Genomic DNA, 21282 nt, shown 5'->3' on the forward strand with positions numbered 1-21282 from the left:
TAAATTGCTACTATTCAAAAACAGAATACACTTGGGCGATAGTTTATTGACTTTTACGCCTAATTGTGTATTTGTGATACACAGGAGTGAGACCGAAAAGAGAAATCTTCACGTCCTCCTCCTGTAGTTTTCCTTTGATTACCTGTGTTTAATTTTGAATTTGTAGGTTTTTTTCAACCCATTGAATTACTTGATGAGCCAGGCGAGTACCATCTAGTCGGTCGATTTCCCTTATCCCAGTTGGGCTAGTGACGTTAACTTCTGTGAGATAGCCACCTATCACATCAATACCCACAAAGATTAACCCATCTTGGCGTAAATTTGCGGCGATTTGGCTACAAATTTCTTCTTCTCGTGGGGTAATTTCGGTTTTTGCAACCGTCCCACCAGTGGCCATGTTATTACGAAAATCACTGCCACTTGCCAAACGATTGAGAGCGCCAATGGGTTCACCATTAAGTAAAATGATCCGCTTATCTCCCTCTTTGGCCTCTGGTAGATAAGTTTGTACCATTACGGGTAATCGGCCTTGCTGGGTGCTGAGTTCGACGATGGAGTTAAAATTGCGATCGCCTGCTTGTAGAAATAGAATCCCTTCCCCAGCTTTGTTACCCAAGGGTTTGAGAACAGTAGCGCCTTTTGCTTCGACAAATTGCCGGATAAAATCTTTATCTGCACTGACGATGGTTTCGGGAATTGCCTTGGTAAATTGAAGGGCATACATTTTTTCATTTGCCCCACGGATACCATTGGGATTGTTAATTACCAAAGTTTTACGTTGATCAACGTAATCTAGAACATAGGTAGCGTAAAGATAGGCATCGTTCACGGGCGGATCTGTCCGCATGAATACAGCATCCATCGTCTCCAAAGAACTGAAGGAACGAGTATTTAATGTATACCAAGGACTTGCTGCCACCCATCGTCCATCTATTAGCTGCACTGGTACAAGTTCTACCTGCTGCAATATAGCCCAAGCTTTGCTGTCTACTACACTCAACCAATTAGCCTGAGTTACCCAAACTTCATGTCCTAAAATTTGCGCTGCTTCCATCAGCGCCACACTGGTATCATGGCATGGGTCTAACTGATGGATGGGATCTATAATAAAAGCCAGTTTCACGCCTTTTGCCTCAACGCCAGGAAATTCTCAGATAAATTATCCCTCGATATCCTGACAGATTGACAATTAGTGGTGAGGAAAAAAGCGTAATCCTGTTGCTTAAGTTTCTAGAGGCTAGTACTAGATGCTAATAACTCATCAAGTTGGCCTTGACGTTCAAGAGCATGGATATCATCACAACCACCCACATGGCGATCATTGATAAAAATTTGTGGTAATGAGCGTCTACCATTGGCTCTCTGAGCCATTTTATCCCTTGCCTCCTCATCACCATCGATACTGTATTCAACAAACTCAACACCCTTGTTATTGAGCAAATTTTTTGCTCGAATGCAAAAAGGGCAAGTTCTCCAAGTGTAAATTTCTACTGTGGCAGCCATAATGTCCTCAACATGATCTCATAACTAATTTTAGAACTTTGGTACTGATGGTAGATGCTTAATAGTAGTTATAAACTGTGCTTTTGCTGCTTGGTATGAAATATACTGGTGAACTTGCAATAAAAATGCTGGAGTTAGAAAGCAGAAGAACAACAATCTGTCTGCCTTTGGGCTTTTTGAGTAGGAAAGCAAAAAGAAATAGAAGTGTGCAAAGAAATATTATGTTTGCCCAGTCTTCTTTTCTTTTGCAACTTGGGTTTTATCTTGCTCTAAAGAACCATGTTCATCGTGAATTCTGTAACCTTTTGAGTTTCTTGTCCAATACGGCGCTATTTTGATTTGCGCCGACGGTTAATGACCATACCACCCATAACGATACCAAGACCTATGCTAGCAGTTGGTTCTGGTACTCTGGCACGCGGTGGTTCGGGAGTCTTGGCATAAGTGGCTTTAAAGATGGAGGCATGGGAAAGATCCTTACCTTGTGAACCATTACCGTTGAGGGCGACACCGATTGTATTGAAGAGTCCTGTTAAACCTGTTTTAGAGAAGTCAATGTCTTTGAACAGATAGGTGCTGTATGAGGTACTACTTTTGAGGCTAACCACAAATGTAGTTGGACCATTACCAAGTGCTTTACCTAAACTCCATGTCCCAGAACTCTTGCCATTTTGTGCTTCAAAGCCAAAGTTGTCTGAGCTATCAGATTTTCCAATTAACTCCCAAGTGGCATTAGCACCAATGTTAAACAGCCCTTTATTTAAGTCATCAAGTAAAGTGCTTTGCGCTCCAGTGTCATTACCAGTAAAGGGGCCTTTACAAGCAGTTGCTTTGGTAGTGTTGGTAGTTCCAATCAAAACATCTGTAAGACTACAAGACGTACTGGATGTATTAGTTGTAGTAGTGCTGGGAGTCTGATTTTGCTTGGGCTTGTCTTTGTTACCGTTTGCTAAAGCTGAGGGAGCTAAAGCTAAACAAGAAATTCCTACCAAGGATGTAATCGATAACCTAAAAAATAACTTTGAAAAAGTTTTGGACATTTTTATTCTTCCTGTTTCTTTTTGTTGGATAAAATTACCAACATCTTCTTCGGTTTTCTAGCTAAAGACTGCCCAATTATCTTATATTTTTTTTGTCTTAGTATAAAAATAAAGTAAATTGTTTATATCTTTATCTACTACTAAAGATTTAAAAAATAGCCATAAATTATAGAATCATGGAATGCTTATGAATGTAAGTCAAGTATTTTTTCTGAAAACATAAACGTGACAAATACTTACGTTTTAACCGCATACGGTAGATAACATTTCCATAAAAAACTATGTAAAATACTAGAGCATCATAGGTCGCAGTGAGCTAGAGGCATTAAATCAAAAAATCAAGTAAACAAAACATTTATTTATTGCCAATAGATATGAGAATAAATACGATGTTGTATTTACTGAAAAATATATAAAGTCTGTTTAAAGATTTGAGTAATATAGCTATAAATTCCCATGAGAGCCATCTCATGATTTTAAAAGTATTTGAGACCAATTTGAAAAAAGAATGCAACAGATAGATATTACCAAACCCTTATTCTGTTAGGCTTTCCTAATTTTGTACTCTTGCGGAGAACCTGAAGGGTATTTTGTTGGCGTAGCCTTGCCGTAGGCTATGAGTGAATTTTGAATTGGTATGAGATGTTGATAATAGCTAAAAAATAAAGCCCTATTATAAGGGCTTGGCAAAGAATGAATATTAATGGATATCGATGTATCTCAATATGAGTCAGTGAAAATATCGTTGTTCTGATTAAGGAGTTGCCAAAATTTCTACTGACTACATATTTGATAAAAATTGTAGGAAGTTTATTCAGAAAGACCTAGATATTCACTGAGAGTCAACAGCATATTGAATCAGGAGACTCAGCCGCAGACGCAAGGTCTCTAACCCCAAACGCTGGCTAGCAGAAATAAACACTGCTAAAGGAAACTCTTCTTGGGCTAAAGCTAGAGTAGCGCTATCTACTTGATCAATTTTGTTAAAAGCAACCAAGGCGGGGCCAGGAGTGACTGGCATTTGTGCCAATATTTCCCGAACTGCGCGAATGTGACTCAACCATGCAGGATGAGATAAATCAACTAGGTGCAGTAAGGCATCGGCTTCTGTCACTTCTTCCAAGGTGGCGCGGAAAGCATCCATCAATGACGCAGGTAATTCGTGAATAAACCCTACTGTATCTGTAATCAGAATTCCTTGGGGTTCTCCAGTCTCTGCATGAGGGATAACTAGGCGGCGGGTAGTGGGGTCAAGAGTGGCGAATAACTGGTCGGCGGTGTAAACTTCAGCATTTGTCAGGGCATTTAATAAGGTGGATTTACCGGCGTTGGTATAACCCACGAGAGCGACTGAAGGCACTTCCCGATGTTGTCGCCGTTGTCTTAACCTGGAACGGTGGGCTTGTAATTGGTCAACTTCTTGTTGCAGTCGAGAAATCCGTTTTTGAATGGCGCGGCGTTCGGTTTCTAGTTTGGTTTCACCAGGGCCACGAGTCCCAATACCACCCCCTAGCCGAGACATTGCTTGACCTCTGCCGGTGAGTCTGGGCAGCATATATTCTAGTTGCGCCAGTTCGACTTGCAATTTCCCGGCGCGAGATTGGGCGCGTTGAGCAAAGATATCTAAGATAACTTCGGTGCGGTCAACGACCCGGAGACCAATTTGCGCTTCTAAGTTGCGGATTTGGGAGGGTGAGAGGTCGCGGTCAAAGACGACGAGGTTACATCCCAAGGTTTGGGCTGTGAGGGCAACTTCTTGCACCTTACCTTCACCAATTACGGTTTGGGGATGTATGCGCGATCGCTTTTGTTGTACTGTCTGTAATACTTCTCCACCTGCTGTATCCACTAACCGCGCCAATTCCACCAAGGTGTCATGGAATTGTTGGAGTGACATTTTATCAGTCATGACACCCACAATTAACACACGGTCATGGTCAGCATCTACTTCCTCGGCGATGAATTCCCGGCTGAACTCGGCTTCTAGTCCTTCCACCAAATCGATGAAATCTTGTTGTCCAAGATCATCTAAATCCAATGGTGGTGATATATTCCAACTGGGAGATTGACCATTATTTGATGATGCGATCGCTCCACTAGGTATCAAGGCATTAGCATCTTGCGGGACTAGGTGCGCTAAATAAGCTTCTTTAACGTATCCTGTGGCTCCTCCACCGCGCCTGGTAAAGCCTGTCCCAGTTATATTGATGACTACTAAAGCATCTAAACGCTGCATTGCCATTGCCGTTAGAGCCGCTTCATTGGGCGGTTCTGTCTTGAGATGGGTAGCGATGCAACGAATACCGCTAAGACGTTCTGCACCATAACGTGGCAATTCCATTGGCGGAATTTGCGTTTGACGCGGTGTGCCTACGCCAACACGAATCACTTGTCCGCGACGGTTGACATAGGCACACACAGGGAGGTTAATTTCCGTGCTGATTGCTGCCAGACGCTGGGAAAACTCAGGCGTAGTGATGCGATCGCCTGGTATGCGCTGGTGGTACAGTCGCTGTAGTTGCTTCAGCTGACTGGACTTTAAACCCTGAAGATTACCGATAATAGTTTCTATAGGCGTTTCGACCAGTTTACTGGCCCCCCGAATCCATCTATTGTCTATTTTACAACAGCGTCAAGGTTGCAAACTCAATCTTTTAGGGGTATAGGGGTATAGGGGTGTAGGGGTGTGGGGGTAGAAGAAAATATTTAGGGCTTATGCAACCACATAACTCTTAACTCTTAGTTATGGCAGAGTGCAAGGGTGTTCAACACCTATAGCTCTATCGCTGTACAGCTCCCTCATACCCCTTACACCCTCATACCCCTACACCCCCACACCCCTAAAGCTAATCGCTTCCGTGATTACAGAAAATAAATACTGAATCAGTTAAGCTGGCAAAAGCAGTATTCATTTTCTAAACAATGACCGCAAGTAATCCTACAATTTTAGCCCTGGATTTTGATGGGGTAATTTGTGATGGACTAATCGAATATTTTGAAGTAGCTTGGCGCACCTACTGTCAAATTTGGTCGCCTGCTGAGAACACACCACCAGATGATTTGGCTTTGAGGTTTTATCGACTCCGACCTGTAATTGAAACAGGTTGGGAAATGCCTGTTTTAATCAAAGCTTTAGTAGATGGAAATTCTGATGACCAGATTCTTCAGGAATGGACAAGCATTACCCCCAAGATTTTATTAGATGACAAGCTACAAGCAAAAGAAATTGCTACGAAATTAGATGGCTTGCGTGATGAGTGGATTGCTAACGATTTAGATGGTTGGTTGAGTCTGCATAGATTTTATCAGGGTGTAATTGAAAAACTGAAAATCGCTGTTGCCAGTGAAGTCAAGCTATATATTGTGACTACCAAAGAAGGACGCTTTGTAGAGCAGTTGTTGCATCAGGAAGGTGTAGATTTACCACGAGATGCAATTTTTGGTAAAGAAGTCAAGCGTCCTAAGTATGAAATTATCCGCGAATTAATTCAAGCAGCAGACCATGAACCAGTGAGTTTATGGTTTGTAGAAGACAGAATCAAAACATTACAGCTCGTTCAACAGCAGTCAGACCTTGAAGATGTCAAGCTTTTCTTGGCAGACTGGGGCTATAATACCCAATCAGAGAGAAAAGCAGCCCAAAGTGATCCGCGAATTCAACTATTATCCCTGTCTCAGTTTGCTAAAGATTTTCCTGGGTGGGTGTGAGAAAGGGGTGTAAGGGTGTAGGGGTGTAAGGGAGCAGGGGAAGTAAGGAAGAATAACTATGGACTGTTGAGTAATGAGTGATGAGTAATGACAACTGACAACTGACCAATGACTAAAATATGCTTGACCTGACGAAATTAGCGCGACAAATGCAGGGTTTAAGTCAGCATCTATCTCTGGAGGCTGTGGCTAGTCGCCAGCGTTTAGAGTTGGCGCAGCAAAATCTGAGAAAGGCTTTCGATTGTCAACAAAATTTAGTAGAACGTCAGGAAAAGTGGCGCGATCGCATTCTCTTTGCTAATGCTACACCCCTAGAGCCACTTAACTCCTGCTTAGATATTCCCGTTCCCCCCAAGGTGCATTCTGTCATCGCTACCGATGGTTCGCAAATTGCCCCCAGTCACCACGAAATTGCTTATTGTTACCTGTTAAATATCGGTAGGGTAGTTTTACACTACGGACAGAATCGCTACCCTTTACTGGATAGTTTGCCAGAGGTATTTTACCGCCCAGAAGATTTATATGCGTCTCGTCAGTGGGGAATTAGAACTGAGGAATGGATGAGTTTCCGCCGCACTGCTAGCGAGGCGATCGTTTTAGCGGAGTTGGCTTGTAGTGTCCATGATACGGGGGCTTCTTCATCTCCCCCGACTCTGGCAATGGTGGATGGTTCCTTAATTTACTGGTTTTTGGAACAGTTACCCGTAGATGCACGTAACTGTATTTTACCCCCTATATTGGAAGCTTGGGAGCAAATGCGTGCTGCCAAAATTCCTTTGATGGGTTATGTAAGTGCTTCTCGAAATGTGGAAGCGGTGAATTTTTTGCGTTTGATGGCGTGTCCTCATCCTGCGCCTGATTGCGCTAGTTACTGCCCGAATCAACTAGAAAAAGTGCCATGTAAGGTGTTTGACCCTTTGCGGGATACAGCATTGTGGACAACTCAACTCCAGCCAGGACAACGGGGGCCTTTGTGGCGGAGTAATGCCCGGATTTTAGACCTTTATGAAGACCAAGCTATATACTTTTGCTACGTCCATGTTGGTACAGAAATTGCGCGGATAGAAGTACCTGCCTGGGTAGCTAAAGATACAGAGATGTTTGACCAAGCATTAGGGCTGATGTTGGCACAGGTGCAGAAAGGATATGGTTATCCAGTGGCGATCGCCGAAGCGCATAATCAAGCAGTAGTCAGGGGCGGTGATAAAACCCGTTTCTTTGCTCTACTGGAAAAACAAATGATTAAAGCTGGGTTGAAAAATGTCGGGACTTCTTACAAAGAAGCGAGGAAGCGAGGTAGTATTGCGTAAAGATGGGGTTGACTGTTGACTGTTGACTGATAACTGACTAACCTCCAATTTGTGACATTGTACGGCTGTAGACTCCTGTAGTCCCGGAATCGCGCCCTTTATAGTTAATTTCTGGTTTGATTGCTAATAAATGTCTCACCTGTTCTCTTAACTGGTGGATACTTACACCAGAGCGTAGAGATGTTTTTAGATCGAGTTGACCTGTTTCGTTTAATAAGCAAGGACGTAGCCAGCCATCGGCACTGAGACGCATCCGGTTACAACGATCGCAAAAACACTCTGACATCTGACTGATAAATCCTAGTGTGCCTTTCGCACCAGGGATTTGAAAAACATCCGCCGGGCCAGCACCACGAACTTGAGCATCTGTCAAGCCCCAGCGATCGCGGATTTGCTGGCGTAATTCGGCGGAAGATACCCAACCGCGATCGCCAAATAATTCTCCGTTACCAATGGGCATAAATTCAATAAACCGGACGTGCCATTGTTTATCGATGCTTAAGGCAGCTAAATCCAGAATTTCGTGGTCGTTGACACCAGGAATTACCACTACATTTAGTTTCAATGGGTCAAAACCTACACGATGGGCAGCTTGAATACCATCCCAAACTTGTTGCCAGCGAGGGCGTCCATGACTGCCGATAATCTGATCAAAGATATGGGGATCAAGGGAATCTAAGCTGATATTGATCCGCCGTAAACCAGCATCGTAAAGATTTTGGGCGATGGGTGCGAGTAAAAAGCCGTTGGTAGTCATGGAGAGGTCTTGCGTTTGGGGTAAAGATGCGATCGCCCCCACCAAATCCACAACGTGGGGACGCAGTAACGGCTCTCCCCCCGTTAACCGAAATTGTCTAAAACCAACAGGAATAAATACTTCTTGAACTAAAGTGAGCAATTCCTCATCAGTCAATAATTGTTGCTTGAGGATATAGTTTAGCTCTGACCCCTCTGGCATACAGTACTGACAACGAAAATTGCAGCGATCTATTAAGCTAATACGGAGGTAGTCTACCTGGTTCATCTGGGTTTTATTTTCTATTGTGAGCGATCGTTATAGATCCCTGCTTGAAACCTCACCTCAATTTCTCTACTACTTGATTCTTCATCAACCTCTGCACGCTGACTAAAGCCCGATTCAACTCATAATTGCGTCTTTGGGGATTCTGTAAATAAGCTTGCTGTTCTTCTTCAATCATCTGCACATCTTTAATCACCAAACCATCAAGGAATTTTTGGGCTGCACCAAACAAACTATCTTTGACAAAGCGGCGAAACCATACAGGTAATTTATGCAAGCGCCAAAAAGCGTTTAAAGATGTGAAATGAATTAAATAAGCTTTTGTCTGTGTCTCATTTACCGGACACAATAAGCAGTAAATTTTAAAATCTTTACCCAATGTAGACATCCAGTGGGGATAAATGTAACTCACATCCAAGGGTTCAGGATGTAAGCGGCGCAAAGCTGGGAAAAATAATTGGGAGATAGACCAGATTTTATCTATTTTGTAATAGCTTTGGGCTTGATAATGAGCGTCTACACGTTGATCATTTTCCTCAATATCTTGTAATTCAGCTTGCGCCCAAGCTTGTAAATCCTGATGTAAATGTCCGTGATACATATCCATCAGGTTTTCAATTAAATAAGAATAGTGAGCCTGACAGTTAATAATGGCAACACTAGCAATGTAATTTAAATGATCCCACTCAGGCAAGCCCAGAGGCTCTAAAGATGGTTCTCCATCACCGGGAAATAACCAAATAAAACCGTCTTGTTCTTTGACTGGGTAAGGGCGAATTGTGCAGTTTGGTAGTTTCTGATTTGGGGCTAAGTATGGAACGGTTGCACATTCACCATGATGATTCAAGCGCCAACCATGATAAGCGCATTCCAATTCATTGCCGATGACTTGACCATGACTGAGTTTAACTTGACGGTGGGGACAACGGTCTTCTAGGGCGTGAATTTGTCCTTCACTATCTCGATAAAGTGCGATCACCTGATGCCAAAGTGTCACTCCCAAAGGTTTACTTGTGACTTCATGACTACGTGCAACTACATACCAATGATTAAGGTTAATACCCAATTGACGGACATCATGAATAGGCACAGTTTGGGACAGAGAAGACATAAATTAATGAATCCTTTTTGTAAGTTGTCAGTTGTCATTTGTTACTTCCCCTACACCCTTACACCCTTACACCCCTACAACTAAGCTAAGGTGTATGTCAACACCATCAACTAAGGAGTCTGACATGGAAGCTTTAGACTTGAAATGGATACGTGGGCAGTTTCCGGCACTTACACAAAAAATTAACGGACAACCAGCTATATTTTTTGATGGCCCTGGTGGAACACAAGTACCTGGGTCTGTTTTAGATGCTATCAGTGACTATTTAGTTAGGTCAAATGCTAATGCTCACGGGGCTTTTGCTACGAGTGCGCGGACGGATGCTTTAATTATTGCAGCTAGGACGGCGATCGCTGATTTTTTGGGTTGCCACAGTGATGAGGTGGTTTTCGGCGCTAATATGACGACGCTCACCTTTACTTTAAGTCGCGCTATTGGACGAACGCTGCAACCGGGTGATGAAATTATTGTGACACGCCTTGACCATTCGGCTAATGTTTCTTCTTGGGAAGCGTTGGCAGAACAAGGTGCAGTGATTCGTTATGTCGATGTCAAAGTTGATGATTGCACTTTAGATATCAATGATTTGGAGCAACAAATCAATTCCCGTACCAAGTTAGTAGCCGTCTCTTATGCTTCCAACGCTGTGGGGACGATTAACGATATTGCCACTATCGTCAAACTAGCCCATTCTGTAGGTGCATTGGTGTTTGTCGATGCAGTCCATTATGCTCCTCATGGGCCGATAAACGTTCATGCTTTGGGGTGTGATTTTCTCGCCTGTTCTGCATACAAATTCTTTGCCCCCCATGTTGGGATTTTGTATGGTAAGCGGGAACATCTTGCAAATCTGCAACCTTATAAAGTCAAACCAGCACCCAATGAAGTCCCATCTCGTTGGGAAACTGGAACCCTAAATTATGAAGGATTGGCGGGTGTAGTCGCGGCGGTTAACTATTTGGCAAAATTAGGTTGTCATGTCTCCCCGACAGTTGACCAAGAGTTAGTTTCAGCATTGATTGAGGCTGATAAGGAAGGTTTGGAACACTTCCACTGTCCCCGATTTTTAACATCAGCAGAACAACCATCACATGAAATTGCCTCGGCTTATCACAGTCGTCGGGCGGCAATAGTTGCAGCCATGTCAGCGATTCAGCAATACGAAAGAGAATTGAGCTATAAGCTAATTTCCGGCTTGCTAGAAATTCCTGGCTTAACTTTATATGGCATTACAGATCCAGAACGCTTTGCTTGGCGGACACCAACAGTAGCAATTCGACTCCAGGGTAAAAGCCCAGAAAGCATTGCGAGGACATTAGGCGATCGCGGTATTTTCTCCTGGCATGGTAACTTTTATGCCTTGAATCTGACTGAGAAACTAGGTGTAGAAAGCAATGGCGGCTTATTGCGCCTGGGTTTAGTACACTACAATTCTGTGGAAGAGATTATACAATTACTCCAAGCTTTAAAAGAAATTGGGCTTGACTAAATCAAGACAATAGAAATATTGGTAAGGATCAGGTGGTGGGGTATTGACACTAAATCCACGGGGCATTGTCTATCAAAGCATTTAACATCTGCTGGAATTTTTGGCGGAACACTACAGCTAATAAACCGCAGAATATTGTAGTTGCGGCCATCACCCACCAAAAGTGAGTGACTTGCCACAGGCCGCCGAACAGGGCAAAGATGATTAGTCCAGCACCAGATCCCCCTGCAAACAGTAGAGCTGTTTCTTTAGCAGTTTGTTTGAAGATGCGTGGTTTTGATTCCATAAGATTATCTCCTGCTCCCTTAAGCAATCTTTGCTTGATTGTAACAAGATGATGCTATTGATATGAATTGCTTGCAAGTCCTACAAGATATAGATCGGGTGTTATCTCAATCAGGGTTGCGGGTAGCACAACACATCAAAGGTAAGCGATCGCTTTTCAAAGGATATGGTTGAAAATTCTTATCCTCAAATCAGAACAAAGATTGAAATACCCGATTTTTGGGAAAAGTCGGGGATTTTTGAATTATCTTTCAGGAATCACAGCAATACACTCAATTTCCACCAAAACATCTTTTGGCAAGCGTGATACCTCTACACAAGCACGAGCCGGCGCTGTGGCTTCCTCAAAATATTTGGCGTAAACTGCATTCACCGCAGCAAAATCATTCATATCCGCGAGGAATACAGTTGTTTTGACCACATTAGAAAATTTAATCCCAGCAGCTTGTAAGATTGCTTGGATATTAGCGAATACTTGTTCAGTTTGCTTTTTTACATCATCAGTATAGACAACATCACCTAATCGGGGATCGATCGCAATTTGTCCAGCTACGAATAGTAATTTACCAGAAGCGGCGATCGCTTGATTATAAGGCCCCACTGGTGCAGGTGCTTTATCTGTACGAATAACTTGATGAGCCATAGATATCACTTTTTCTAACGATACTTCTTGTTTACCGATTTCTACCTCAATAGCGATCGGCTTATAAACTTCTCCATCAGGCATTATCGCACCAGTCAGGTCTGCATCTTCAAAGCTGGCTCCATATATATTCGCCCCACTTAAATTTGCCTTCCTTAAATTTGCACCATCCAGATTTGCCTTGATTAAATTTGCATTTGCTAGATCAGCTCTTTCTAAATTTGCTCCTTGTAAATAGGCGTTTCTGAGATTCGCCTGACCTAAAAAAACCCTAACTAAATCCGCCTCAGTTAAGTTTACCTCTGATAAATCACATCTCTCGAATGTGACTCCCCGAAGTTTAACTCTCTGAAGATTTGCACCATGAAAATTTACTTGAATTAGCTTTATTGAAGTCAAGTTTGCTCCACACAAATCCGCTCCAACAAGATTTGCATCAATCAACTTTGCACCACTTAAGTATGCACCATTTAGGTCTGCCCAACTAAGATTGAGATAAGAACCCTCTATTCCACTCAAATTTGCATTGGTTAGAGATGCTCTACTGAGGTTTGTATTATTAAGTGTCGCATGAGTGAGGATTGCCTCACTTAAATCAGCCCCGTTCCAATTGGATTTAGATAGGTTTATCTCACTCAGATCTGTACCACTAAGGTCTATACCTTGGCGATTTCCGTTACAAAAATTTCGTTCTCCATTAGCGTATCTCTCCAAAATTTCCTCAGCATCCATAAAGCATCTTTAAATACCACTTACCAAGTATAATCTAGTAATTTTTGTCAAAGGTATTTTGCTCTTGTCTATGCTTCCATGCCTTTGTGATGTCCGTTCCTAACCCAATCTTGGACGAATCCCATAATGCCGATAACGCCAATAATCCCGCAAAATGCTATCGTGGTCAAAACATAAATTACTAGGTACAAGCCAAGACTCAAAAACGCCTACACCTTTAGCATCGTCTCCAGCTTTCGGTTCTCCCGTTGCTGTCGCCAAAAATACAATACTAATCGTATGCTGACGCGGGTCACGGCTGGGATCTGAATACACTAACAACTGTTCAACTAACTCCACCTGTAAACCCGTTTCTTCTTCCGCTTCCCGTCGCGCCGCCACTTCCACCGCTTCCCCATAATCTACAAAACCCCCAGGAAGCGCCCAGCCCAAAGGTTGATTTAGTCGCTCAATTAATACTATCGGTCTATGTGGTCTGTCCACCAATTCAATGATGATATCAACCGTAGGTGTAGGATTTCTATAAGTCATTGTCATTAGTCAGTTGTCAATTGCCAATAATTTTTCCCTGCTTCCCCTGCTCACAACCACTCCCCACTCTTTCCTTTGAATTTTGAATTGTTTTCTCCCCTGCTCCCCTATCTACCGATAGCTTTCCAAGGCGACGTTAGCATGATACATTCGATGCGATTGGCTACGTCCCACCGTAGGCGATGGCGTTCCGCCCAGCGTAGCTGATCGCTCCCTCCTGTATTTGAAGTATAAATATGCCTTTTATTAGATCAAGCGGTGTTCTACTGCATCCTACCTCGTGTCCTAGTCGATTTGGCATTGGGGATTTAGGTTTGGAAGCTTACAAATTTATTGATTTCCTGGAAAAGAGCTATCAACAATATTGGCAAGTCTTACCCTTAGGCCCGACTGGATATGGTAATTCTCCTTATATGTCTTACTCAGCTTTGGCAGGAAATCATCTGCTGATTAGCCCAGAAAAATTACTAGATGAAGGTTTGCTATCTGACGAAGATTTTGCCCATCTCCCAAATTTTCCCAATGAAAAAGTAGATTTTGATCAGGTTGCACCAATCAAAATTCAACTCCTCAAAAAAGCTTGTGAGAATTTTAAGACTAAAGCATCACCCTTACAACAGAAAGGGTTTGCGGGGTTTTGTGAAACTAAAAGCTATTGGCTAGATGACTATGCCTTATTCATGGCGCTGAAGGATACTAAAGATAGCTCCAGTTGGCACACTTGGGAACCAGCACTAGCAAAGCGAGAACCAGACGCATTGGAGAAGGTTCAGCGTCAACTGACGGATGAGATTTTTTATTACAAGTTCATTCAATATGAATTTTTCCGCCAGTGGTCAGAGTTGAAGAGTTACGCCAATATGCGGGGGATCGAAATTATCGGTGATATCCCGATTTATGTAGCCCATGATAGTGCTGATGTCTGGGCGAATCCTGATATATTTTGCCTTGATGAAGAAACGGGGGAAGTTGCACTTATGGCGGGTGTCCCACCAGATTATTTTAGTGCTACTGGTCAATTGTGGGGCAACCCGGTTTACAACTGGGAGGAGTTGCAAAAACAAGACTTTAAGTGGTGGGTACAACGTTTTGAGGCGATGCTCGATTACGTTGATGTGATTCGTATCGACCACTTCCGAGGCTTTGAAGCTTTCTGGACTGTACCCCAAGGTGAGGAAACAGCTATGAATGGTGAGTGGGTAACAGCACCAGGGGAAGAACTTTTTGATGCGATTAAGCAAAAACTAGGTAAATTACCTGTTTTGGCGGAAGATTTGGGAGTAATTACACCAGAAGTAGAAGCGCTACGAGACAAGTACGAATTCCCAGGGATGAAGGTTTTGCAGTTTGCTTTTGGTTCTGACCCTGGAAATCCTTTTTTACCTTTCAACTACAGCCGTAATTTTGTAGTTTATACAGGGACTCACGATAATGACACAACTGTAGGTTGGTTTAACACAGCCAATGATTATGAGAAAAACAATCTGTTACTTTATTTAGGTTGTATTAGTCCTGAGGGTATCCACTGGGATTTAATTCGCTTGGCTTTGAGTTCTGTAGCGAATCAAGCCATTGTTCCTTTACAAGATATTTTAGGCTTGGGTAATGAGGCGCGAATGAATTTTCCTAGTATTGCTGAGGGAAATTGGGCGTGGCGCTATGATTTTGCCGTGTTAACAGATGAATTAAGCGATCGCTTAAAAATCCTCACTAAACTCTATGGTCGCGCACCTCAAGGTAAATAGGGAAACTAATTCCTAATTAGGGTTTGAGGGTGTAGAGGTGTAGATTGAATACCTACACCCCTATACCCCCATACCCCTATATCTCTTCTACAATCCAGGTTGAGCTGCAATTTTGATTTCTTCCTCTTCACCTAGTTCTCCCATTTTTTTGGCTGCTTGCTGATTGACACTCATCAGCACACCACCAGCGTTATTGGTTTTTACCGTTAGTTGTTCTTGGGCTTTCCAAACTCGATGAGAACCTTCTGGTAATGTCCCTTCAAATTCTGTTTTACCGTCAGCTACTACGCGAATCCACGACGATGCTTTGAGAGTGACACCAATCTGTACTGATTGATGATTTTTCTCTCTACTGCTGCGATCGCTTACAGGTTCAGTTTTAATTAATTTCTGTTGGGAATCGGCTACTGTTTCCTTATTAATCTGTGGGGTATTTTCATTATCGGTTGCCCGCAGGGCAGCGTTATTTAATAATTGCGACAAACCACTAACAGAGCAGACAATAACCAGTATGTAAAGTAAGTAAAGATGAATAGGCCGTAATAAACCCATTGATTTGGATTCGCCTACAAACTGAGGTTTCTTTTGCTCAGAAACAACAGGGAATTGGCTAGACAATTCCACACCATGAAAACCAAGTGCATCAGCAAATTGTCTAATCAAACCTTGAATATATATTGGTTCTGGTAAATCGTTGAGATTACCTTCTTCAATTGCTTGCAACAATCGCCGAGGAATTCTAGTGATGGCGACCATTTCCTCCAGAGATAAACCCTTTTCTTGTCGGGAAGCCCATAATTGAGCGCCCAATTCGGCTAGTTTTTCGGCTCTTTGTTGGTCTAACGAAAGTTGCGGTTGCTCATCTTGCTTTCTTCTTAGCCATTTCATGACTTATCTAAACTCCTTACCTCAGCTGAATCTCTTAATAGGATTGAGTGTTAGTTGACAGTTGACAGTTGATAACTAAATATCTCTAGGGTTGGGGATTTTGAAAGTTGATTCGTTTCGTAGGAATATTTTTTACCTGTTCCTGCAAACTACGAATCTCGTCATCTCGAAGGATACGATAATTTCCAGCACGCAATAACGGTTGTTTTGATGTTTGTAATTGAATTGAACCGATCGCCGTACGATGTAATTTAATTACTGGATATCCCAATTGTTCTGCTACACGGCGAATTTGACGATTGCGTCCCTCCTGCAAAACGATTTCTAAACGACTTTTTTCCGCAAGGCTTTCTAGCAAGCTTACCTTGGCTTTGCGGGTTTTTCTCCCATCTAACAGCACACCCTCCCGCCACATTTCTAGCACTGCTTTCGGGGGATGACCTTTCACTAAAACTTGATAAGTCTTGGGAATACTATGACTTGGATGAGTCAGCCTAAATGTCAAATCTCCATCATTGGTCAGTATTAATGCTCCTGTAGAATCTGCGTCTAGGCGACCAACTGGGTGAAGACCCGGACCCTTACGTAATTCCTCTGGCAGTAAATCTAACACAGTTTTTCTACCCTGTGGATCGTAGCAGGTAGAAACTACTCCGGTGGGTTTGTTTAATAATAAGTACGTTAGACGGGGATGCCTCTGAGCCGATACTGACTTGCCATCAACTGTAATTATATCCTTTTCTGGGTTAACTTTTTGACCTAATTCAGCCAATGTGCCATTTATCTGCACACGCGATCGCCGTATCATTTCTTCTGCCTCCCGACGAGAGGCGATACCCCATTGAGCAAGAACTTTTTGTAACCTAGCCTCCATATTTGACAATTCAAAATACCCTACGGGAAACGCAAGCGCTACAAAATTCAAAACAGCTAGAGTTCGGGCAACAGTCCTTTACTCAACTGAGACTACCTGTTTCTGATTAGGGTCTTAAACCCTTGAATTTACGATAAATTACTGTTGATAATTTTAGAGCCTAAACATTAATCATAATCTTGGCGTTTTGTAGATATTAGCCATAGATGTTACAGTTAAGGCTTATTTAAAGTTCGGTTAATTACCCAGCAAATACGCATTTATAGAGTTGTTAAATGCCAGAGAATAATTCCCAAAAAAGAGGTTTAAACAAGATCCGCATTATTACGAACGTGTTGACCACAGCTTTAAAATTGTGGTTGCGATCGCAAGTTAGTCAAATCTCTGATCTGGAAGTAGAAATAAAAGCCAGCGATCGCCAACTTCTCTCCGGTTGCATTCCCTGGGTTTCTATATTTGCCAGTCATGCCATCTATCAAGACCTCCATATTACACAAATTAAACTCGCAGCAGAGAATATTCAAATTAACATTGGTCAAGTACTCAAAGGTCAACCCCTGCAATTATTACAGGTAGTACCCGTAAGTGGTGAGTTAATCATAGATGAGACAGATTTGAATACTTCCCTCTCATCTGGGCTATTATCGACTGCTTTAAATGATGTACTGGATAAACTTTTACCAGAATATTGGTCAAAATCCAAGCATATTCTTTGGCAAAAAATTATTCTGGATCATCAGCAAATCAAACTGAATGCTATCCTAACATCTGCAAGTGAACCTATACCCCTGGAAATTTGCTTACACTTAGAGTTACTCAGTGGGCAGGAATTGCAGTTATCACAAATCCGAGTTCAACAAAACCAAGTCACCCTATTAGAAGATAGTAATACCCACAATGTGGATCTTGGATCAGATGTTGATATCCAAGAACTAAAGCTCACCCCTGGACAGTTAGTTTGTCGCGGACAAGTGAACGTTAATCCGTGATGATGGAGTGGGTAGGAGGTAGGGGAGCAGGGGGATCAGGGGAAGTAAAGAAGAATGACAACTGACCACTGACAACTGACTATTAACTAAGTAATGGCAAAATGAGCGTGACGAAATAGTAAACCAAAGGAGCTGTAAAGATATAACTATCTGTGCGATCTAAGATGCCACCATGACCGGGGATCAATTGTCCGGAGTCCTTCACACCAGCATCGCGCTTCAGCATTGACTCGGTGAGGTCGCCTAATAGACTAGCCAAGCCAATTAGTAAGCCTAAAATTGTGCCAGTCAAAAGAAATTGGGGTAAGTGAAGATAGAAAGCACCAGCCAGGGCTACGGCTAGACTAGCACTGATACCAAAAACAGCACCTTCAACTGTTTTTTTCGGGCTGATATCAGACAGGCGGGTTTTGCCAAAGAATTTACCGATAGTATATGCACCGATGTCTGCTGCCCAGATGCACAGAAATGTCAGCACTGTAATTTTGAACCCTTGGGGTAGAGAGGCAAAATTTCTTTCTTCGAGAATATCTGTCAAACTTCCTGGCCAGTAGCCTCCTAAAGGTAAATTACTGATGGACGTGCTACCAATTGACCGTAACCGCACCCAATAACTCGGCAAGTACCCTACATAAAATAGTCCCATAATCGATGCCGAAACATCGGCGATTGTGGCCATTTTCGGTTGAAATAGTAAATAAAAGCAAATAAATGTACCTGCAATGGGCATGACAGCATCAACTAAATTGCTGTCCAAAGTACAAGTAACTAGTAAAACTTGACTAAGGAATAAAGTAGTTTTCGCGGCTGGCAAAATGCCTCTAGTGCGAACTAAATCAAAATATTCCTGTTGTCCTAAGAAAACAACGATCGCCAGCATGATGGTAAAATACCAACCCCCCAACAGGACAGCAACTAAAGCAAGGGCGATCGCAACAATTCCACTAATAATCCGAGACCAAGGCATAGAAGTATTCGGGGTTGGGTACTGGGTACTGGGGGTTGGGTACTGGGGGTTGGGTACTGGGGGTTGGGGATTAGTTTTCTCTTTTGCTCCCCCTACTCTCCATTCTCATCTACTCTTCCTAGTACCCAGTCCCTATTCCCCAATCCCTAGTCTAGTTTCTCACCACTGAGGATAAAAATGGGATCAACTGCGGCAAAGGTTTGAGAAAATCCTCGCGTTTCTAAGCGATTGACTGCGGACTGAACAACTTCAATGTTTCTCGCTTGTAATTGGGAAAAGCTCTGGGAAATAGCATACAAGCTTTCGAGATTAGCGGCTGTGGCGATAACTCTGCCTGATGATGGTAAATATTGCCAGACTGCTTGTAAAATCTCTTGAATCGGTCGTCCTCCCTCAATGCAGACGCGATGAGGAGCAATTTTAATATTATGTAGACATTCGGGGGCGCTACCTTCGACTATTTCCACATTTTTGACATCAAAGCGATCGCAATTGCGTTTAATTAAATTTGCGACTTCTTCGTCTCGTTCCACAGCAATTATTTGTCCTTTTGGACATAGTAGCCCCACTTCGACAGGAATTGTACCTGTCCCCGCCCCAATATCCCATAAAACCGAGTCAGGTTCTAAACGTAGCTGAGAAATTAACAACAGCCTGATTTCTCGCTGGGTAAGGGGGATTCCTGGCAAATGCTCAAAGAATTCATCGGGGATACCAGGGGTAACATAAGGCCAAAGTTGGGAAGGCATAGAACGATACAATATATTAGGGGTATTAGTTTGTTTAATTTGGCAAGTTATAATCGATGAGACTTTTGGCAACGTAGCGTTATAAGCAATCATTATGCTTGAAGAAATTTTCCACACTCGCTACGAAATTCAACAGCTATTAGGAAAAAAAGCTGGGCGGCGGACACTACTTGCTAAAGATGTTGTCACTGGCGAATTAGTAATTGTCAAGCTGCTGGTTTTTAGTAGTGACTTTGAGTGGGATGATCTCAAGCTGTTTGAGCGTGAAGCTGAAACTCTCAAGTCTTTATCTCATCCCCATATTCCGCGATATTTGGACTATTTTGAGGTAAATCCCCCTACCATCAAAGGGTTTGCCCTTGTACAGAGTTATATCTCAGCCCAAACTTTAGAGCAATACTTACAATCTGGGCGTAGTTTTAGTGAATCTGATATTAAACAAATAGCCACAGCAATTTTAGAGATTCTTATATATCTACATGGATTGTATCCGCCTGTTATTCACCGTGATATTAAGCCTAGCAATATTTTGTTGGGAGAGCGTTCTGGTAATAATGTCGGTCAAGTGTATCTAATAGATTTTGGTTCTGTACAGACAGCTTTGGGTGCAGAAGGTGGGACAAGGACTGTAGTAGGAACCTACGGTTATATGCCCCCAGAACAATTTGGTGGACGTACAGTCACAGCCTCTGATCTTTATAGCTTAGGGGCAACATTAATTTATTTGGTAACAGGTACTCACCCTGCTGATTTACCCCAAAAAGATTTTCGTATCCAGTTTGAGTCAGTAGCTAATCTCAGTCCGGGTTTGGCTGCTTGGTTAAAGACAATGACTGAACCCAGTGTAGAAAGGCGCTTCAGTTCACCACAGCAAGCACTCAAAGCCTTAGAAAGTTCACACCTTCCCACTCAGAGTCAGTTAGTTATTAACAGGCCAGACTGGAGCAAAATTCAATTAACTAAAGATGCAGATTCTCTAGAAATACTGATTCCCCCCGTTGGTTTTCAGCCATCGATGGTATTTATGGGATTATTTGCGATCGCCTGGAATTCTTTTATTTTATTTTGGACTATAGGCGCACTCTCAGCCCCTTTCCCTGTTAACATCCCTTTCGCTTTATTCTCCCTGCCTTTTTGGGGTGCTGGCTATTTTATGGCTTACACTTTTCTCCTCAGTTTATTTGGGCGTAACCATCTACGCTTGGATAGAGAAAAAATTACTTTCACCCATGAATTATTTGGTTTTAAATTCCATCGTCCTCGCCCTGCATCAAGAGAAAGTATTACTAAATTAGTTTATATAGCTAGACATTTAACCAAAGATTCTGAAGGTGCTAAAACTCAAGTGCCAGCACAATTAGAGATTTGGGCTGGAGTACAAAAATATCAACTGGGAACTAACACAGCCATTCAATCAGAAACAGAACTAGAATGGCTAGCCCAGGAATTAAGTGATTGGTTAAATATCCCCATCCAGCGAGAATGAATCTCTATTTATAAATATCCCCTCTCGCTCCAATAGCGTAAACGCTATATGTCTTTGGAATCCATATCAACTGTAAAAATAATTCTATTTTTACCTACACGTAGTATCTTTAATCAATGCTTTTAATTCTTGAATTTCCACGATTATGCCTTTGATCAAGGTTAATACACATTTTACTTAGTCTTGGCTTGTATACAATAGAATACCACTG

General features: G+C 42.5%; 19 protein-coding genes. 6 read left to right on the forward strand and 13 right to left on the reverse strand.

The features are described 5' to 3' along the window. Nucleotides 1-148: 148 nt before the first annotated feature. The 4 genes from gshB to hflX all read right to left on the reverse strand — a co-directional run bounded on the left by gshB (nucleotide 149) and on the right by hflX (nucleotide 4962). A complete protein-coding gene (gene gshB, locus ACN222_RS19310; RefSeq protein WP_010998000.1) occupies nucleotides 149-1123 on the reverse strand; it encodes a glutathione synthase in 975 nt (324 codons plus the stop codon). A 107-nt stretch (nucleotides 1124-1230) separates the two neighbouring features. Then, nucleotides 1231-1503 (reverse strand): glutaredoxin 3, encoded by a 273-nt coding sequence (gene grxC, locus ACN222_RS19315; protein ID WP_010998001.1) that lies wholly within the window; start codon nucleotides 1501-1503, stop codon nucleotides 1231-1233. 329 nt (nucleotides 1504-1832) lie between these two features. Beyond that, a complete protein-coding gene (locus ACN222_RS19320) occupies nucleotides 1833-2543 on the reverse strand; it encodes a PEP-CTERM sorting domain-containing protein (protein WP_010998002.1) in 711 nt (236 codons plus the stop codon). Nucleotides 2544-3375: 832 nt separating this feature from the next. Then, nucleotides 3376-4962, reverse strand: coding sequence for a GTPase HflX (gene hflX / locus ACN222_RS19325; protein WP_010998003.1), 1587 nt, complete (start codon nucleotides 4960-4962; stop codon nucleotides 3376-3378). Between the two features lie 503 nt (nucleotides 4963-5465). Here hflX and ACN222_RS19330 point away from each other — a divergent pair. Beyond that, entirely contained in the window at nucleotides 5466-6251 is a 786-nt protein-coding gene (locus ACN222_RS19330; protein WP_010998004.1) for an HAD family hydrolase, read from the forward strand. Between the two features lie 119 nt (nucleotides 6252-6370). Beyond that, nucleotides 6371-7561, forward strand: coding sequence for a DNA double-strand break repair nuclease NurA (locus ACN222_RS19335; protein ID WP_010998005.1), 1191 nt, complete (start codon nucleotides 6371-6373; stop codon nucleotides 7559-7561). A 37-nt stretch (nucleotides 7562-7598) separates the two neighbouring features. Here the strand turns inward: ACN222_RS19335 and moaA are convergent, their stop codons facing one another. Both moaA and ACN222_RS19345 read right to left on the reverse strand, forming a co-directional pair. Next, nucleotides 7599-8585, reverse strand: coding sequence for a GTP 3',8-cyclase MoaA (gene moaA / locus ACN222_RS19340; protein ID WP_010998006.1), 987 nt, complete (start codon nucleotides 8583-8585; stop codon nucleotides 7599-7601). Nucleotides 8586-8637: 52 nt separating this feature from the next. After that, nucleotides 8638-9693: an aromatic ring-hydroxylating oxygenase subunit alpha gene (locus ACN222_RS19345; RefSeq protein WP_010998007.1), complete on the reverse strand. Its 1056-nt coding sequence runs from the start codon at nucleotides 9691-9693 to the stop codon at nucleotides 8638-8640. 124 nt (nucleotides 9694-9817) lie between these two features. On the opposite strand from ACN222_RS19345, the gene ACN222_RS19350 reads away from it, so the two are divergent. Next, a complete protein-coding gene (locus tag ACN222_RS19350; RefSeq protein WP_044521961.1) occupies nucleotides 9818-11182 on the forward strand; it encodes a cysteine desulfurase-like protein in 1365 nt (454 codons plus the stop codon). A gap of 49 nt (nucleotides 11183-11231) precedes the next feature. On the opposite strand, the gene ACN222_RS19355 is transcribed toward ACN222_RS19350, so the two are convergent. The 3 genes from ACN222_RS19355 to ACN222_RS19365 form a co-directional block, all read right to left on the reverse strand. Continuing rightward, nucleotides 11232-11468 carry a hypothetical protein gene (locus tag ACN222_RS19355; protein WP_010998009.1) on the reverse strand — a complete coding sequence of 79 codons (237 nt, stop codon included), beginning with the start codon at nucleotides 11466-11468 and terminating at the stop codon, nucleotides 11232-11234. Nucleotides 11469-11711: 243 nt separating this feature from the next. After that, nucleotides 11712-12842 carry a Rid family detoxifying hydrolase gene (locus tag ACN222_RS19360; RefSeq protein ID WP_010998010.1) on the reverse strand — a complete coding sequence of 377 codons (1131 nt, stop codon included), beginning with the start codon at nucleotides 12840-12842 and terminating at the stop codon, nucleotides 11712-11714. A gap of 99 nt (nucleotides 12843-12941) precedes the next feature. Further along, nucleotides 12942-13373, reverse strand: a complete 432-nt coding sequence (locus ACN222_RS19365; RefSeq protein WP_010998011.1) for an NUDIX domain-containing protein — start codon at nucleotides 13371-13373, stop codon at nucleotides 12942-12944. A 236-nt stretch (nucleotides 13374-13609) separates the two neighbouring features. Between ACN222_RS19365 and malQ the strand changes: the two genes are divergently transcribed. Continuing rightward, entirely contained in the window at nucleotides 13610-15118 is a 1509-nt protein-coding gene (malQ, locus tag ACN222_RS19370) for a 4-alpha-glucanotransferase (RefSeq protein WP_010998012.1), read from the forward strand. Nucleotides 15119-15205: 87 nt separating this feature from the next. On the opposite strand, the gene ACN222_RS19375 is transcribed toward malQ, so the two are convergent. Both ACN222_RS19375 and ACN222_RS19380 read right to left on the reverse strand, forming a co-directional pair. Beyond that, nucleotides 15206-16006, reverse strand: coding sequence for a helix-turn-helix domain-containing protein (locus ACN222_RS19375; protein ID WP_010998013.1), 801 nt, complete (start codon nucleotides 16004-16006; stop codon nucleotides 15206-15208). Nucleotides 16007-16091: 85 nt separating this feature from the next. Further along, a complete protein-coding gene (locus ACN222_RS19380; protein WP_010998014.1) occupies nucleotides 16092-16880 on the reverse strand; it encodes a pseudouridine synthase in 789 nt (262 codons plus the stop codon). Between the two features lie 275 nt (nucleotides 16881-17155). On the opposite strand from ACN222_RS19380, the gene ACN222_RS19385 reads away from it, so the two are divergent. Next, nucleotides 17156-17869, forward strand: a complete 714-nt coding sequence (locus tag ACN222_RS19385) for a DUF2993 domain-containing protein (RefSeq protein WP_010998015.1) — start codon at nucleotides 17156-17158, stop codon at nucleotides 17867-17869. A gap of 82 nt (nucleotides 17870-17951) precedes the next feature. Here ACN222_RS19385 and ACN222_RS19390 read toward each other — a convergent pair whose 3' ends face one another. Both ACN222_RS19390 and cbiT read right to left on the reverse strand, forming a co-directional pair. After that, nucleotides 17952-18836 carry a phosphatidate cytidylyltransferase gene (locus ACN222_RS19390; protein WP_010998016.1) on the reverse strand — a complete coding sequence of 295 codons (885 nt, stop codon included), beginning with the start codon at nucleotides 18834-18836 and terminating at the stop codon, nucleotides 17952-17954. 146 nt (nucleotides 18837-18982) lie between these two features. After that, nucleotides 18983-19585 (reverse strand): precorrin-6Y C5,15-methyltransferase subunit CbiT, encoded by a 603-nt coding sequence (gene cbiT / locus ACN222_RS19395; RefSeq protein WP_010998017.1) that lies wholly within the window; start codon nucleotides 19583-19585, stop codon nucleotides 18983-18985. Nucleotides 19586-19679: 94 nt separating this feature from the next. Here cbiT and ACN222_RS19400 point away from each other — a divergent pair, with 94 nt between their 5' ends. Further along, nucleotides 19680-21071 (forward strand): serine/threonine protein kinase, encoded by a 1392-nt coding sequence (locus ACN222_RS19400; RefSeq protein WP_010998018.1) that lies wholly within the window; start codon nucleotides 19680-19682, stop codon nucleotides 21069-21071. The last annotated feature ends 211 nt before the right edge of the window (nucleotides 21072-21282 follow it).

This window comes from Anabaena sp. FACHB-595 (assembly GCF_048568275.1).
GTDB lineage: Bacteria > Cyanobacteriota > Cyanobacteriia > Cyanobacteriales > Nostocaceae > Trichormus.